This is a genomic window from Duganella aquatilis, assembly GCF_009674565.1.
GTDB classification, from domain to species: domain Bacteria; phylum Pseudomonadota; class Gammaproteobacteria; order Burkholderiales; family Burkholderiaceae_D; genus Rugamonas; species Rugamonas aquatilis.
Genome location: NZ_WKJL01000016.1, coordinates 113525 through 129597, shown reverse-complemented (window position 1 = coordinate 129597; position 16073 = coordinate 113525). Strand labels below are relative to the sequence as shown.

Genomic DNA, 16073 nt, shown 5'->3' with positions numbered 1-16073 from the left:
TATAAACCTTATCAAGTCTGCAAATCGGCGTCCTGGCGCACCAGCGCCGCCACCCATTCGGCAAACACGCGCAGGCGCGGCGACGACATGCGGCCCTGCGGATACAGCAGCGACACCGGCATCGGCGTCGGCGGCGTGGCGGCCAGCACCTCGACCAGCGCGCCGCTGGCCAGGTGCGCCCGCACCTGGTAGCGCGCCACCTGCGCCAGGCCCATGCCCTGCAATACGCAGCTGACGCTGGCCTCGGCATCGTTGACCGCGATGGCGCTGCGCACCTCGGTGGTCACCACGCTGCCGTCGACCACAAAGTCCCAGTCGAACGGACGGCCGGTGCGGCCGGAAAAATGCGACACGCAGCGGTGCTCGGGCAAGTCGGTCCACGCCTGCGGCACGCCATGCCGCTGTAAATAAGCCGGCGCGGCGCAGGTGACGAAGCCCATGCTGCCCAGCTGCCGCCCGATCATCGCCGAATCCTGCAGGGCGCCGATGCGCAGCGCGCAGTCCGCGCCCTCTTCGATCAGGTCGCGCACGCGGTCGCTCAGGCTGACCACCAGGTCGATGTCCGGATAGCGCTCGCAGAAAGTCGCGATATGCGGCACCACCACATTCCGGCCAAAGGTGCCGGGCAGCTCGACCCGCAGCTTGCCGCGCGGAGGACGGGCGCCCTGGCCGCGGTAGGTGCTCTCGGCATCCTCCACCGCCTGCAGGATTTCCAGGCACTTGCGGAAGTAGTCGGCGCCGTCCGGCGTCAGCGACAGGCGGCGCGTGGTCCGCTGCAGCAACTGCGTGCCGAGGAAGGCTTCCAGCTTCTTGATGGTGGCGGTGAGCGCGGCGCGCGGCAGGTCCATGGTCTCGGCGGCCTTGGTGTAACTATTGGCCTCGACGATGCGCACAAACGTCTGCATGGCTTTGAGTCTGTCCATTGTTCACATTTTGTGAAAAGTGTGGAGCTATTATGCCCTAATTATCTTTGTCCGGGTTTTGCCTAAAATTGACTCATCGAAATCTCCCACTGGAGTTACATCATGAACAAAGAACAAGATATCAGCCCCGGCATGGTCTCGCTGCTGGCCACCGCCACCGGCCTGATCGTTGCCAGCCTCTATTACGCACAAACCCTGGTCGGTCCGATCAGCGCCTCGACCGGCCTGTCGCCGGAAGCGGCCGGCCTGATCGTCACCCTGACGCAGATCGGCTACTGTATCGGCCTGCTGTTCATCGTGCCGCTGGGCGACCTGCTGGAAAACCGTCGCCTGATCTTCACCGGCCTGCTGTTCACCTCGGCGATGCTGGTGCTGGCCGCGATCAGCAGCAGCGCCTGGATGTTCCTGACCGCCGCGCTGGGCATCGGCCTGGGTTCGGTGGCGGCGCAGATCATCGTGCCGTTCGCCGCCCATATGTCGAAAGAATCGACGCGCGGCGTCACGGTCGGCAAAGTGGTCAGCGGCCTGCTGCTGGGGATTATGCTGTCGCGTCCTGCCGCCAGCCTGATCGCCGACGCCACCAGCTGGCACGTGGTCTTCGGCGGTGCCGCCGTCATGGTGCTGATCGTGGCCTTTGTGCTGCGCGCCAAACTGCCGGTGCGTGCGCCGGTCGCCACCATCACCTATCCTAAGCTGCTGGGTTCGTTGTGGCATCTGTTCCTGAACACGCCGGTGCTGCGCCGCCGCGCCGCCTATCACGCCGGCCTGTTCGGTTCGTTCAGCCTGTTCTGGACGGTGGCGCCGCTGATGCTGTCGGGTCCGCAGTTCCACCTGTCGCAGACCGGCATCGCGATCTTTGCGCTGGTCGGCATGGCTGGTGCGATTGCCTCGCCGATCGCCGGCAAGCTGGCTGACAAGGGCCACACGCTGATGGCGACCGCCGCGGCGCTGCTGCTGGGTGTGATTGGTTTTGCGCTGCCGCTGGTGATTCCAGGCTCGCGCAACGTGGCGCTGGCGGTGCTGGTGATCGCCTCGATCGTGCTGGATATGGGTGTGGCGGCCAACCTGGTGCTGGGCCAGCGCGCCATCTTCTCGCTGGGTGCGGAAGTGCGCAGCCGCCTGAATGGCGTGTACTTCGCGCTGTTCTTCGCCGGTGGCGCCCTGGGTTCGGCGCTGGGCGGCTGGATGTTCGCCACCCACGGCTGGAGCGCCGCGCTGATGACCGGCGCCGCCTTCAACGGCATCGCCCTGCTGTACTGGGTGACCGAATACATCGGCCACGCCAGCCAGCAGAGTAAGACGGCCGTGTAATTGGAGATTGGCTCAAAATGATCGCAGCGAGGCGCGGCGACGAAGACAGTGCGAACGCACGGCGAGGAGCCGCAACGAAGCTGCGGTCTTTTTGAGCCGATCTCCTAACCGCCGAAGTGGTAGTTCAGCTCTACCCAGCCTTGACGGCCGACCGGGCTGTAATTACCCACCGGGTAGTAAGGCCAGCCCGCGCTGTTGTCCGCCTTGACCTGGTTGAACAGGTTATTCACCGCCACCGACAAGGTGGCGCGTGCATTCAAGCGATACACCACGCTGGCATTCACCAGCGTCGTCGGCGTCAGGAAGGCGTCGCCGGCGGCGTTGGGGGCCTTGCCGTAGCGCTGGAAGAACAGCGTATTGGACCAGTCGCCCTTGTTCCAGGTGACGCTGGCATTGAGCTTGTCGCGCCAGTCGTAGTTGGTCAGGTCTTCCAGGTCGTCCTTCAGCGGATCGCCGGCGAACTGGCGCGAATGCTTGTTCAGCGTCTTCGAGTAGTTGGCCTTGGTGATGATGCTGCCGTAGTCCTTGAGGCGCAGCACATACTTGGCGGCGACGTCGATGCCGTCCACGCTGGTCGATGCGGCGTTGATCGGATTGACCAGGATCTGCTTGATCTCGCCCGGACGGTTCAGCGCATTGTCCGGGAAGCGGACGATGCGCGAAATGGCGTCGGCGCAGGTCGGCGAACTCAGGTCGCCGGCGAGGCGGCAGGCCGCTTCGTCACGCAGCAGCGTGTCGGCGTCCAGGTTGGTGACCAGATCGCTGATCTTGATGTTCCAGTAGTCCACCGACACATCGAAGTCCGCGCTTGGCGACCACACGAAACCCAGGCCGGTCGAACGGCCCTTCTCCGAACGCAGGTCCTTGCTGCCGGTCTGCACATAGTCGGCGCCCGGCGAGACGTTGGCGAACTCGCAGTCGGCCACCGCCTGGCCGGCCTTGGCGCAGCGGTAGTAATCGGTGGTGGACGAGTAGTAACCGGTGCCGCGCGCCTTGTAGATGTAGTTCATGTCCGGCGCGCGGAAACTGGTGGCGTAGTTGGCGCGCACCAGCAACTGCTGCGCCGGACGCCATTCGATGCCGCCGTTATAGGTGAACTTGCCGTCGTTGCGGCCGGCGAAGTTGTAGCGGTCGTAGCGGCCGGCCAGCGTGGCGTCCACCGACTTGATCACCGGGATGCTGGCTTCCGCGCCCAGCGCATAGCGCTTGCGGGTGCCGGCCGTCACATCGGAACCGGTGGCGACGTTGAAGTAGCCCTGGTTGATGCGCGCATCCGGCACGTTGGAAAAGCCCTGCTTGCCCAGCTCCGCCACCGTCGCCACCTTGACCGGACCGGCCGGCAGGTTGAATACCTCGCCGTTGGCGGTCAGGCTCAGGGTGTTGGTCCACGACTTGTCGTCGCTGACCGAAGTGCCGGTGATGCTGTCGAATTCCGCCGGCGTCAGACGCCTGGTCAGGCGCGCAGGATCGGGCGCGTAAATCGCCACGCCGTCGGCATTCACGCCCAGCTGCGGACCGAGGAAGAAGCTGTCGATGTTCGCCAGCGCGCGCGGACGATGGTCCTGGCTCTTGTACAGCGAAGCGGTGTAGCCGGCTTCATAGGTCCAGGTGGTGCCGGTGAAGGCGCCCTTGACGCCGAACGACAATGAGCTGGCCTGATCGTCCCAGCTGCGGTTGTAGCGCTCCACGCCGCCCATTTCTTCCGGCGAGATGTAGCGGGTCCACGCCTCGTAGGCGTTGGTGTTCTGGTTCCAGAAATAGCTGTCGCTCAGCGAGCGCGAAGTCCAGGTCGGGCCGCGCGTGTTCTGCGTGCTGCGGTTCTGGCCGAACAGCGCTTCCGCGTACAGCGTGGTGGTCAGCGACAGCTCGTAGTTGGCGCTGCCGAACACGTTCTGACTGCTGTTCTTGGTCTGCGTGGTCCAGTAGGTTGGGCCGACTTTCGGGCTGGCGCAGTAGCTGCCGGTCTTGCTGGCGTAGTTGACGGTGCTGCCGCCGAACAGATCGCCGATGGACGCGCAGGTGTCGCCCAGGTCGACGTACTTGCCGGTGCTGACGTTCTTGCGCGACAGGACCGCAGTCGGCGCCACGCCGGTTTTGCTGGCCATGAAATCGCGGTCGGCGCTCCACAGCGGATCGCGTTCCAGCAGCTCCACGCTGAACAGGGTATTCAGCTTGTCGAAGCTCTGGCCGCCGGTGAACTGCACGCGCTTGTCGCCGGCGCCGCCGCGCGAGGTGCCGCCGGCCTTGACGTTGACGTCATAGCCGTCGAACTGCTTCTTCAGAATGATGTTGACCACGCCGGCGATCGCGTCCGAGCCGTAGACGGCGGAAGCGCCGCCGCTCAGGATCTCGATGCGGTCCACCACGCTGGACGGGATATTCGCCAGGTTGGTGAAGTTGACCGTGCCGTCATAGGCGGTCGGGAAGTCCGCCATGCGGCGGCCGTTCAGCAGCACCAGCGTGTGATTCGGGCCCAGGCCACGCAGGCTGATGGCGTTGGCCGACGGCGTGAAGGTATTGCCGTAGTCGGCGCCCTGGGTGAAGCCGCTGTTCTGCGTCTGGTTGCTCAGCGCGTCGAAGACATTGCGGTAGCCCTGCTTCTCGATGTCGGCGGCGGTGATGACAGTGACCGCCGACGGTCCTTCGGTGCCGGCGCGCGGAATGCGCGAACCGGTGATGACAACCGCCGGCGGCGTGGTGGCCGCCGCCGAATCCTGTCCCTGAGCCTGAGCCACGGTATGGCCGGCAAGGCCGGCCACCAGCGCGATAGCGCCTGCGGCCAGCGGGTTACATTTTGTTTGCATTGTAAATAGTCCAGCAATGAAAAGGTCGACACCTTATCAATCCTCGAACTATTACTGAACGAATGTTTTCTTACATGCTTATACGATAATCTGAATAAAGTTATTTCATGACAAGCATTATTTGAGCTGATTCAGCAGGAAACTGTAGGTTACCGCCCACCACTCCACCTCTTGGGCGATGGACGCTGCGGCGGAATGCCCTCCCTCGGTATTTTCCCAATACAGCACCTCGTGGCCCTGTTCCTCCATCCGGGCCGCCATCTTGCGCGCATGGCCGGGGTGGACGCGGTCGTCGCTGGTCGAGGTGGTGAACAGCACGCGCGGATAGCGCACGCCCTTCTGTACATTCTGATAAGGCGAATATTTGCCGATGTAGGCCCACTGCTCAGGATCGTCCGGATCGCCGTATTCCGCGATCCATGAGGCGCCGGCCAGCAGCTTGCTGAAACGGCGCATGTCCAGCAGCGGGGCGCCGCACACCACGGCGTTGAACAGATCCGGACGCTGGGTGAAGGCGGCGCCGACCAGCAGGCCGCCGTTGCTGCGGCCGGAAATGCCCAGGTGGCGCGGGCTGGTGATCTTGCGCTGGACAAGATCCTCGGCCACGGCCAGGAAGTCGTCGAAGGCGCGCTGGCGGTTCTGCTTGACCGCCGCCTGGTGCCACGCCGGGCCGAACTCGCCGCCGCCGCGGATATTCGCCAGCACATACACGCCGCCGTGTTTGAGCCAGGCGTCGCCCATCGGGCCGAGATAGTAAGGCTTCATCGGCAGCTGGAAGCCGCCGTAGGCGTTCAGCAGCGTGGGATTGCCGCCATCAAGCGGCGCGCGCTTGTCCATCACCACGAAGTACGGCACCCGCGTGCCATCCTTCGACACGGCGTGGAACTGCTGCACCGTGTACGGCGCGGCGTCGAAGAAGGCCGGCATGGATTTGAGCACGCTGCGCTGGTCGCTGCCGACGCGGCCCAGATAGGTGGTGGTGGGATGCAGGAAATCGGTCACCTTCAGGATGTAATCGTCGGACGCCACCGGGTCCAGCGCGGCCACGTTCAACTGGCCGAAGGCCGGCGCGTCGACGCTGCGCTGCCGCCATTGTCCGCGCACGCTGCGCACTTCCACCAGCCGGTTGCGCACGTTATCCAGGATATTCAACACCAGCGCGCCATGCGTGACGCTGACGCCGTCCAGCGAACTGGTTGGCGTAGGCGTAAACAGCACGGCGAAGCGGCGCTCGCCGCCCATGAAGCGGCGCAGGTCCGTCGCCAGCAGCGCGCCTTGCGGATAATGCTTGCCGCCGACATTCCACTCGGCGTTGAGCTGGACGATCAACTGCCCGCCCAGCGTGTAGATCTGGGCGTCGTCCGGCACCGGCACCTTCGCCAGCTTGTCGCCGTCGCGCAGGAACACTTCGGTGCTGTAGTAGTTGATGGTGCGCGTGATGAACTGGTAGGCATGGCCCGGCGTGAAGTTTTTCTCGGCCGCGACGCGCATGTCGTCCGCCTTCCCTTCAAACAGCGTGCGGGCGGCGGTCAGCGGCGTGCCGCGCTTCCACTCCTTGACGATGCGCGCATAGCCGGACGCCGTGGTCGAGCCGGCGCCGAAATCGGTGGCGACCAGCACCGTGTCGCGGTCCACCCATGCCAGCTCGCTCTTTGCTTCCGGCAGATTGAAGCCGTCCTTGACGAAGCGGCGCGTCACGGTGTCGAACTCGCGCGCGACGATGGCGTCGCCGCCGCCGCGCGACAGCAGCACCAGGCAGCGCTCCGCCTTCGGATACAGGCACTGGACGTCATGCCAGACCCACTTCTCGTTTTCCTCGGCGGCCAGTTGATCGAGATCGATCATGGTTTCCCATGCCGGTTCCGGCAAACGGTACTGCGCCATCGTCGTGCGCCGCCACACGCCGCGCTGATGCTGCGCGTCGATCCAGAAGTTGTACAGGAAGCCGCCGTGCATGGCCACGTCCGGCAGGCGCGCGCTGGAATTCAGCATGGTGCGCACGCTGTTGCGGATGTCGAGGTATTCAGGCGCGGCCTGCAGCGTCTTCATGGCGGCGGCGTTCTGCGCGCCGACCCATTCCATCGGCTTGTCGCCGTGGACATCCTCCAGCCACAGATAGGGATCGTTTTCCTGGGCGCGAGCGCCCCCCAGCAGCGCGAGCGCAAGCAGCGCCGCGCTGGCGATTCTTTGATACAGGTGCATGTGATTTACTCCGAATGAGCCAACTGAAACAGACTGAAAAATTAATCGCGCAGCGCCAGCGCCGGCGACATGCGCAACGCCGTCAGCGTATGGCGCGCGGTGGCCAGCAACGCCACCAGCAGGGCCATGCCCAGCGCCGCGGCCAGGGTCCATGCAACCAGCGGCGCATGTTCGACGTAACTGGCCAGGTAACGCTGTATCGCCAGCCATGCCAGCGGCAGGCCAAGCAGCGCGCCGGTGCAGACCAGCACGGAGAATTCGCGCGCCATCATCAGCGCGATGTCGGACCGTCCGGCGCCATGCAGCTTGCGCATGACGATCTCGCGCCGGCGCCGCTGCACGCTATAGGCCGACAGCACATAGATGCCGAAACCCGCCAGCGCCACGGCGATGGCGCTGGTGGCGGTGAGGATGCGGATCAGGCGTGCATCACCAACGTAGCGTTCCGCCAGCACCGACTCCTGCGTCTTCAACTCCATGATGTCGTTCGGGAAGTGGCTGCGCCACAGCGGACCGATGGCGTCGTACGCCGCGTCCAGTCCCAAGCGGGTGCGAATGGTCAGCACCGATGCCGGGCGGACGAAATAAATGACAGCGCGCGATGGATTACGCACGCCCTGGAAGCGCACATCCGGCGCGATGCCGATGATGCGGTAGTCCGACTTGAGCATGTGGCCGACGGCTTCCTGCGGCGTCGCATAGCCCAGCGCCAGCGCGCCGGCGGCGTTCACCATGGCTTTCTTGACTTCCTGCTCCTCGCTGCCATCGCCATCGCGCCGTGGATCGAACGCTTCGCCAAACTCCGCGTGCAGCCCGTGCAGCGCGAACCAGTTCGCGCTGACGTACTTCGATTCCATCGGCACGTCGGTGCCGTTCCCGCCGCGGATGCGGTTGATGCTCTTACTCACGTCGCGGCCCACCGCTTCGGAGATGGTGGCAACGCCTTCCACCTGTGGCACGCGCCGCAGCTGTTCCACGAATGCGGTGTTGAGCGGGTTGCTCTGCCCATAGGACGACAACGCCAGCACCAGCAGATGATCCGGATCAAAGCCGGGAGAGGCATGGGTGGCGAACCAGGTTTGCCAGCCGACCGCCATCGCCGTCGCACTGAGCGCCATCGCGCTGGCGAACTGCAGGACGGTGAGCACACGCCGCACCCACAGGCCGCCCACCGTTTCGCTATTGCCGCGTCCCGCCAGCGCAGGTCCGGGCAGCGCATGATGCGCCAGCCAGGCCGGATACGCGCCGGCGCACACGCCGACCAGCACACTGAACACCAGCGCCAGCACGCATGCGCGCAGGGTGAACATGCCGCCCAGCGGACGATTGACCAGATCGGAGAACACCGGCAGCAGCAGCCACGCCAGCAACAGGCCGGCGCCGGCCGCCAGCACGGCGGTCAGCACCGCCTCGCTGAGAAACTGTCTGGTCAGGCGCCAGGCGCCGACGCCAAGCAGCTTGCGGATGCCGATTTCGCGCTGGCGGCGCAAGGTACGCACCGTGGCCAGGTTGACGTAGTTGATGGTGGCCAGCAGCAGGATCAGCAATCCGCCCGCCAGCAGGCTGTAAACGCTGCTGCGCTGGCCGTACTGGTCGCCGGCGCGGCTGGCGGCCAGATCTTCATCGAAATAGGCGTCGCGCAGCGGCAGCAGGCTGATGTCGGTGACTTTGGCGCCATTGCGCGTGCCGGCGATGATGGAGCCCATCTGCTGGCTGATCGGCGAATTGTCGCTGGCCTGCTGCAGCAGCGCGTTCAGCGCCGGCATCGATGCGCCGGGCCGCAGCTTCAGGTACAAGCCACCGCTCACCCACTGGTCCATGACCTTGGCGCGATCGCTCCAGGCGCTGCTGTTCGACCCGACCAGCGCCTCATACAGTTGCGTGCTGTTCGCCGGTGGATCGCGCAGCAGCGCGCGCACCTGCAACGCGGTGCCGCCGATATCGATGGCCCGTCCCAGCACGGCGCCATCGCCGAACAGCTTGCGCGCGCCGGTGACCGTCAGCGCAACGCCGTCCGCCTGCGTCAGCGCCGCCTGCAAATCGCCGTCCAGCGTGCGCACTGCGAACATGGTGCGGAACTCCGGATCGACCGCCTGCACATTCAAGGTATGCAGTTCGGCGCCGACGCGCAGCGGCGTTTCGATCGGCTTGGCGATGCTCGCCTCCTCCACCATACCGCTCGCCAGCGCGACGTCGCGCAACGGCAGGAAAGCCATCGCCTGCCATTCGGGACGCGGAAAGATATTGATGCGCTGCTTGGCCATGACCACACGGTCGTTGTGCGGCACGGCACTGTTGTAGTTCAGGCAGAATTCAACGAATCCGAACAACAGAAAGCAGGCGGCAAAACCAATCGACAGCCCGCCGGTGACGACCAGGGAATATGCAGGGTGTTGCAGCAGCAAGCGCCAGCCAATACGAAAATCGCGCAAAGTCATAGTGTTCAGCTAATGTTAAAGTCCATGCCGGCCATACTGCAAAAGCCATGCCATGCGCCTAAACTACTCGTTTGCAAGGTTTGAGCGGCACAACGACCATATCCGAACACTAGCACTGTTCAAAAATGAACAGATAAAAAAAAACGACCCCGAAGGGCCGTTGAATAAAGTGTAATGGCTTACGCCGCGTGCGTGGCTTCGGGCGTTTCCAGCTTGGACGCCGGCTTGCCGAAGGCCGCCAGCAGCGCCGCTTCCTTCTTCTTGGCGGCCAGCAGGTGGCGTTCCTTCACGTGGCCGTAGCCGCGGATATCTTCCGGAATGCTGGCGATGGCCACGGCCTGCGCCAGGTTCTCCTCCGTCAGTTTGGACAGCAGGCCGGTGACGGTGTCGCGGTACTCGCCGATCAGCGCGCGCTCAGACTTGCGTTCCGCCGTGTAGCCGAAGATATCCAGCGCCGTGCCGCGCAGGCCCTTGAACTTGGCCAGCACGCCAAACGCCTTCATCATCCACGGACCGAATTCCTTCTTGATCAGGTGCCCCTGGGCGTCGTGCTTGGCCATCAGCGGCGGCGCCAGGTGGAATTTCAGCTTGATGTCGCCGTCGAACATGCCGGCGACTTTCTGCTGGAAGGCGCCGTCGGTGTACAGGCGGGCGACTTCGTATTCATCCTTGTAGGCCATCAGCTTGTAGTAGTAGCGCGCCACGGCTTCGGTCAGGCGGGTGCTCTTGCCCAGCTTGGCCTCTTCCGCGCGAACCTGATCGACAAACGATTTATACTGTTTCGCATAATTCGCATCCTGGTACGCGGTCAGCAGCTCCACGCGCTTGGCGACGATGTCGTCCAGCGTCTGGATGCGTTTGAATTCGATCACCTTGGCCGGCGTGGTCAGCCTGGTCACCGACGCCAGGTCGTGCGCGGCGGTGCGGCCCCAGTTGAAGGCGGCCTTGTTGAAGGCCACCGACACGCCGTTCAGCTCAATCGCCTTGATCAGCGACGCTTCGCTCAGCGGTACAAAGCCTTTCTGGAACGCGTAGCCCAGCATGAACATATTGGTGGCGATGGAGTCGCCCATCAATGCGGTGGCGATCTGGCCGGCGTCGACGAAGTCCACATTGTCGTTGCCGCAGGCGCGGATGATTTCACCGCGCGAGCCGGCATCCGGGAACTGCCAGTCCGGATTCTTGACGAAAGCGGCGGTCGACGAACCGGTCGAGTTGATCATCGCATGGGTGCGGCCTTCGCCCATGCGCGACAGGGCGTCGCGCGAAGCGGTGACGATCAGGTCGCAGCCGATCACCAGATCGGCGCTGCCGGTGCCGACGCGGGTCGAGTGCAGATCGCTTTGCTTGTCCGCCAGGCGCACGTGCGACATCACCGGGCCGCCCTTCTGCGCCAGGCCGCTCATGTCCAGCACGATGGCGCCCTTGTTTTCGACGTGGGCCGCCATGGCCAGGATCTGGCCGACCGTCACCACGCCGGTGCCGCCGATGCCGGTGATCAGGATGCCGAACGGCGTCGCGGTCGATGGCAGCGCCGGCATCGGCAGCACGGCCTGCGGGCCCGCATTGGCCCCACCTTCGACAGCGGCTTTCTTCGGTTTCTTCAGCGCGCCGCCTTCCACCGTCACAAAGCTCGGACAGAAACCGGTGGTGCAGGAGAAGTCCTTGTTGCACGACGATTGATTGATCTGGCGCTTGCGGCCCAGGTCCGTCTCCAGCGGCTCCACCGACAGGCAGTTGGACTGCACCGAGCAGTCGCCGCAACCTTCGCACACCGCTTCGTTGATGACGGCGCGCTTGGCTGGATCAGGGTATTCGTTGCGTTTCCGGCGGCGGCGTTTTTCGGACGCGCAGGTCTGGTCGTAGATCATGGCCGACACGCCCGGCTTGTCGCGCAGCTCGCGCTGCACATCCATCAACTCGCTGCGATGGCGCACGGTGACGCCTGGCGCCCAGTTGTAATCCGATGGGTATTTTTCCGGCTCGTCGGTGACGACGATAATCGGCGTCACGCCTTCGGCCGCGATCTGGCGCGAGATCATGCCTGGGTCGAGCGGGCCGTCGAACTGCTGGCCGCCGGTCATCGCGACCGCGTCGTTGAACAGGATCTTGTAGGTGATGTTGACCTTGGCCGCGACCGCCGCGCGGATCGCCAGTATCCCCGAATGGAAGTAGGTGCCGTCGCCCAGGTTGGTGAACACGTGCTTCTCGTTGGTGAACGGCGCCTGCCCCACCCACGTCACGCCTTCCGCGCCCATGTGGGTGAAGGTCGAGGTCTCGCGGTCCATCCACAGCACCATGTAGTGGCAGCCGATGCCGGCCAGCGCGCGCGACCCTTCCGGCACCTTGGTCGAGGAATTGTGCGGGCAGCCGGAGCAGAAGTAGGGCGTGCGGTCGGTCTGCGGGTTGGACTTGGTCGGCAGCGTTTTCAGCGCCAGCTCTTTCGCTTCCAGGTAGGCCACGCGTTCCTGCACGCGCTTGGCCACCGGATGACCGTCGCAATAGTGCGCGATGCGCGAGGCGATGGCGCGCGCGATCTGCGCCGGATTCAGTTCATAGGTGGCCGGCAGCAGCCAGTCGCCGTGGCCGGTCTTGCCCTTGTTGCTCCACTCGCCGGTGTCGTCGAACTTGCCGACCACGCGCGGACGTTCGCCGTCCGGCAGGTTGTACAGCTCTTCCTTCAGCGCGTATTCGAGGATCTGGCGCTTCTCTTCCACCACCAGGATTTCATCGAGGCCCTTGGCGAATTCGTGCACGCCGTCCGCTTCCAGCGGCCAGGTCATGCCGATCTTGTACAGGCGGATGCCGATGTCGGCGGCGGCCTGCTCGTCGATGCCCAGGTCGGCCAGCGCCTGGCGCGTGTCCAGGTAGGATTTGCCGGCGGTGATGATGCCGATCTTCGGCTTCGGCGAATCCCAGATGATCTTGTTCAGCTTATTCGCGCGGCAGTAGGCCAGCGCGGCGTACCACTTGTAGCTGTTCATGCGGACTTCCATGTCCAGCACCGTGTCCGGCCAGCGGATATTCAAACCGCCTTCAGGCAGCTCGAAGTCGGTCGGCAGCTGGATCTGCACGCGGTCCGGATCGAAGTCCACCACGGCGCCGGATTCGATGATGTCGGTCACGCACTTCATCGACACCCACAGGCCGGTGTAGCGGCTCATCGCCCATGCGTGCAGGCCGTAGTCGATGTACTCCTGCACCGACGATGGATACAGCACCGGAATGCCGCAGGCGTTCAGGATGTGGTCCGACTGGTGCGCGGTGGACGAGGACTTGGCCGCGTGGTCGTCGCCGGCCAGTACCAGCACGCCGCCGTGCTTGGCGGAGCCGGCGTTGTTGGCGTGCTTGAACACGTCTCCGCAGCGGTCGACGCCGGGGCCTTTGCCGTACCACATGGAGAAGACGCCGTCGTATTTGGCGTCCTTGAAAAGATTGGTCTGCTGCGTGCCCCAGACGGCGGTGGCCGCGAGGTCTTCGTTCATCCCGGGATGGAATTTGACGTGGTGCGCGTCGAGGTATTTCTTGGCCTTCACCGCCGTCATGTCGACGCTGGTGACCGGCGAACCGCGATAGCCGGTGATGTAGCCGGCGGTGTTCAGGCCAGCCTTCAGATCGCGCTCGCGCTGCATCATCGGCAGGCGGATCAGCGCCTGCGTGCCGGTCATGAAGGCGCGGCCACGCTCCAGGGTCCATTTATCGTCCAGCGTAATGTCGGCCGGCTCCAGCTGCAAACCCTTTTGAGGTGCATTCATTGTCTTGTCTCCAATATTCTCGAATCTGCGCGGCAGCGCCGGGTAGGCTCTGCCGCGTTCACGCCGGTGCTCCGTCTAGGTGCTTTGCTACCGGCTTTGGTCTTACTCTACACCTTATGCGGTGGCCTTGCCCGGATCCTGCAGGACACCGCGCTTGATCTGATCCAGCTCAATCGATTCGAACAGCGCGCGGAAGTTGCCTTCGCCGAAGCCCTGGTCGCCCTTGCGCTGGATGATCTCGAAGAAGATCGGGCCGATCACGTTCTGCGTGAAGATCTGCAGCAGCAGTTCGCGCTCGGTGTCGTTGCTCTGGCCGTCGATCAGGATGCGCAGGCGGCGCAGGTCTTCCAGGCGCTCGCCGTGGTTCGGCAGGCGGCGGTTCACCAGTTCGTAATAGGTCTCGATGGTGTCCTGGAAGGCGATGCCGGCCTTCTTCATGCCTTCGATCGACGTGTAGATATCGTCGCTGCCCAGTGCGATGTGCTGGATGCCTTCGCCGTGGTACTCGTCCAGGTACTCGGCGATCTGCGATTTGTCGTCCGACGATTCGTTGATCGGAATGCGCACCTTGCCGCACGGCGAAGTCATGGCTTTCGACTTCAGGCCGGTCAGCTTGCCCTCGATGTCGAAGTAGCGCACCTCGCGGAAGTTGAACATCTTCTCGTAGAAGTCGGCCCATTCCTTCATGCGGCCGCGATGGACGTTGTTGGTCAGGTGGTCGATATAGGTCAGGCCATGGCCGACCGGATTGGCCTGCGCGCCGGGGATGGCGACGAAGTCCACGTCATAGATGCTGATGTCGCCGATGGCGCCCTTGGCGTCGGCGTTCTTGCCGCGCCAGCGGTCGACCAGGTAGATCAGCGAATCGCCCACGCCCTTGATGGCCGGGATGTTCAGCTCCATCGGACCGGTCTTGTTGTCGAAGCCCCAGGCGCCCTTTTCCAGCATGGACTTGTAGGCAAACGCCGCATCCTGCACGCGGATGCCGATCGCGCACACGGACGGGCCGTGCTGGCGCGCGAAGCGCTGGGCAAACGAATCCTTCTCGGCGTTGATGATGAAGTTGATCTCGCCCTGGCGGTACAGGGTGACGTCCTTGTGGCGGTGGCGGGCGATGGCGGTGAAGCCCATGCTCTCGAACAGCGCGCCGAGGGCTTTCGGATCGGGTGCGGCGTACTCGACGAACTCAAAACCGTCGGTGCCCATCGGGTTGTCCCATGGCTGGAATTGCATGCGTGTCTCCTTATTCGAATAGCGCACAGTATAGATCCGCTTTCACGGCATTAAATTGCAAACAGTTCCCACGACCCGCGAGTTTGAGCAATAATATTGCCTTAATTCCTAATTTATGAGGTATTTATGACCAAAATCGCGCTGGACAAAACCGACCGTAAGATTCTGTCCATATTGCAATCCGACGGCCGCCTGTCGAACCAGGACGTGGCCGAGCTGGTGGCGCTGTCGCCCTCGCCCTGCCTGCGCCGCATCAAGCGGCTGGAAGAAGCCGGCGTGATCCGCCAGTACGTGGCGCTGCTGGACCCGGACAAGATCGGCCTCGGCCTGCTGGCGTATGTGAACGTGCGGCTGGAAAAGCACAGCGACGCGGCGGCGCACAGCAATGCCCGCGCGCTGGGCGCCGTCAACGCGCCGCCGTCGCCGCGCGCCGACTTCGCCGAATCGGTGGCGCAGTGGCCGGAAGTGGTGGCCTGCTACGCGATGACCGGCGAGATGGATTATCTGCTGCGCGTGCACGTGGAAGACATGGACCACTTCTCGCGCTTCATGATGGCGACGCTGCTGCGCCACCCGGCGGTGCTGGACGTGAAGTCCTCGTTCGCGCTTCAGCGCATCAAGGACACCACGGCGCTGCCGCTGGTCTGATCACCAGAGCTTGGCCAGCGGCAGCGTGACGCCGCCGAACAGCGACCAGTCCTGCGAGGCCGACGTCATGCCGTGCGCCACGCCGAAGTCGAACACCAGCCGCTTGTTCGGGCTGTAGGCGGCGGCCACCAGCAGCTGCGCGGTGTTCTGCGTGTTCTCGCGGTGGGTGCCGGACAGCTCGCCGGTCGCGCTCCATTTTTCCGCCACCGGCACGGAGAACGACGCCGACCAGCCGGTCTGCGTGCGTCCGGTGCCGGCATCGTAGGCCCCCAGCCTGGTCGCGTTCAGGTTGGCGTCCATGTGGATGTCGCCGAAGTCGCGGCTGAGAATACCGTTGATGCTGTAATCGCTCTTGCCGCTGCCGATGGTGTCCTTCGCCGTCGGCGCCTTGGCGCCCAGCTCCAGGCCCAGCGCGGTGGCGTCGTCAATCAGGAAGGCGCGTTTCAGCACGAAGGTGGTGTCGCCGATGCCGCGCTGGCGCGGGCTGCCGTCGTCATGTTCCGAGACGTAGCCTTCGCCGCCCACCAGCACGCCCCACTGCTCATTGAACGCCAGCTTGAAGGTGTACGGCAGGCTGCCGCGCCGGCTGTCGCTGGACCTGGTGTTCAGGAAGCCGGTCTCGAATTCCAGCTGTCCCGGCACCGGCAATTGCGCCGGGCTGGAAACCGATGGACGGTAAGGCAGGACAGCGTCGTCCTGGGCGTAAAGAGGCGCCGCAGCGGCGCACAGCATGAGGAATACGAGCGGTTTCATACCGCG

9 protein-coding genes are annotated in these 16073 nt (G+C 64.3%); 2 read left to right on the top strand and 7 right to left on the bottom strand.

Annotated elements, in window-relative coordinates:
• Nucleotides 1-11: 11 nt before the first annotated feature.
• Nucleotides 12-923: a LysR family transcriptional regulator gene (locus GJ698_RS20445; RefSeq protein WP_154359700.1), complete on the bottom strand. Its 912-nt coding sequence runs from the start codon at nucleotides 921-923 to the stop codon at nucleotides 12-14.
• A 102-nt stretch (nucleotides 924-1025) separates the two neighbouring features.
• On the opposite strand from GJ698_RS20445, the gene GJ698_RS20440 reads away from it, so the two are divergent.
• Nucleotides 1026-2234 (top strand): MFS transporter, encoded by a 1209-nt coding sequence (locus GJ698_RS20440; protein WP_154359699.1) that lies wholly within the window; start codon nucleotides 1026-1028, stop codon nucleotides 2232-2234.
• 104 nt (nucleotides 2235-2338) lie between these two features.
• Here the strand turns inward: GJ698_RS20440 and GJ698_RS20435 are convergent, their stop codons facing one another.
• The 5 genes from GJ698_RS20435 to hppD form a co-directional block, all read right to left on the bottom strand.
• A complete protein-coding gene (locus GJ698_RS20435; RefSeq protein WP_154359698.1) occupies nucleotides 2339-5038 on the bottom strand; it encodes a TonB-dependent receptor plug domain-containing protein in 2700 nt (899 codons plus the stop codon).
• 117 nt (nucleotides 5039-5155) lie between these two features.
• Nucleotides 5156-7240 (bottom strand): prolyl oligopeptidase family serine peptidase, encoded by a 2085-nt coding sequence (locus GJ698_RS20430; protein WP_154359697.1) that lies wholly within the window; start codon nucleotides 7238-7240, stop codon nucleotides 5156-5158.
• A 41-nt stretch (nucleotides 7241-7281) separates the two neighbouring features.
• On the bottom strand, nucleotides 7282-9678 hold the full coding sequence (locus GJ698_RS20425; RefSeq protein ID WP_154359696.1) for an FtsX-like permease family protein: 2397 nt from the start codon (nucleotides 9676-9678) through the stop codon (nucleotides 7282-7284).
• Between the two features lie 179 nt (nucleotides 9679-9857).
• Nucleotides 9858-13433: an indolepyruvate ferredoxin oxidoreductase family protein gene (locus tag GJ698_RS20420; protein ID WP_154359695.1), complete on the bottom strand. Its 3576-nt coding sequence runs from the start codon at nucleotides 13431-13433 to the stop codon at nucleotides 9858-9860.
• A 114-nt stretch (nucleotides 13434-13547) separates the two neighbouring features.
• Entirely contained in the window at nucleotides 13548-14666 is a 1119-nt protein-coding gene (gene hppD, locus GJ698_RS20415; protein ID WP_154359694.1) for a 4-hydroxyphenylpyruvate dioxygenase, read from the bottom strand.
• Nucleotides 14667-14792: 126 nt separating this feature from the next.
• On the opposite strand from hppD, the gene GJ698_RS20410 reads away from it, so the two are divergent.
• On the top strand, nucleotides 14793-15314 hold the full coding sequence (locus GJ698_RS20410) for an Lrp/AsnC family transcriptional regulator (RefSeq protein ID WP_154359693.1): 522 nt from the start codon (nucleotides 14793-14795) through the stop codon (nucleotides 15312-15314).
• On the opposite strand, the gene GJ698_RS20405 is transcribed toward GJ698_RS20410, so the two are convergent.
• Nucleotides 15315-16067 carry a transporter gene (locus GJ698_RS20405; RefSeq protein WP_229260091.1) on the bottom strand — a complete coding sequence of 251 codons (753 nt, stop codon included), beginning with the start codon at nucleotides 16065-16067 and terminating at the stop codon, nucleotides 15315-15317.
• Nucleotides 16068-16073: the final 6 nt, after the last annotated feature.

Excerpts from the sequence above, each read along its gene's own strand:
- GJ698_RS20445 (WP_154359700.1), bottom strand. The coding sequence starts at position 923 with ATGGACAGACTCAAAGCCATGCAGACGTTTGTGCGCATCGTCGAGGCC.
- GJ698_RS20440 (WP_154359699.1), top strand. The coding sequence starts at position 1,026 with ATGAACAAAGAACAAGATATCAGCCCCGGCATGGTCTCGCTGCTGGCC.
- GJ698_RS20435 (WP_154359698.1), bottom strand. The coding sequence starts at position 5,038 with ATGCAAACAAAATGTAACCCGCTGGCCGCAGGCGCTATCGCGCTGGTG.
- GJ698_RS20430 (WP_154359697.1), bottom strand. The coding sequence starts at position 7,240 with ATGCACCTGTATCAAAGAATCGCCAGCGCGGCGCTGCTTGCGCTCGCG.
- GJ698_RS20425 (WP_154359696.1), bottom strand. The coding sequence starts at position 9,678 with ATGACTTTGCGCGATTTTCGTATTGGCTGGCGCTTGCTGCTGCAACAC.
- GJ698_RS20420 (WP_154359695.1), bottom strand. The coding sequence starts at position 13,433 with ATGAATGCACCTCAAAAGGGTTTGCAGCTGGAGCCGGCCGACATTACG.
- hppD (WP_154359694.1), bottom strand. The coding sequence starts at position 14,666 with ATGCAATTCCAGCCATGGGACAACCCGATGGGCACCGACGGTTTTGAG.
- GJ698_RS20410 (WP_154359693.1), top strand. The coding sequence starts at position 14,793 with ATGACCAAAATCGCGCTGGACAAAACCGACCGTAAGATTCTGTCCATA.
- GJ698_RS20405 (WP_229260091.1), bottom strand. The coding sequence starts at position 16,067 with ATGAAACCGCTCGTATTCCTCATGCTGTGCGCCGCTGCGGCGCCTCTT.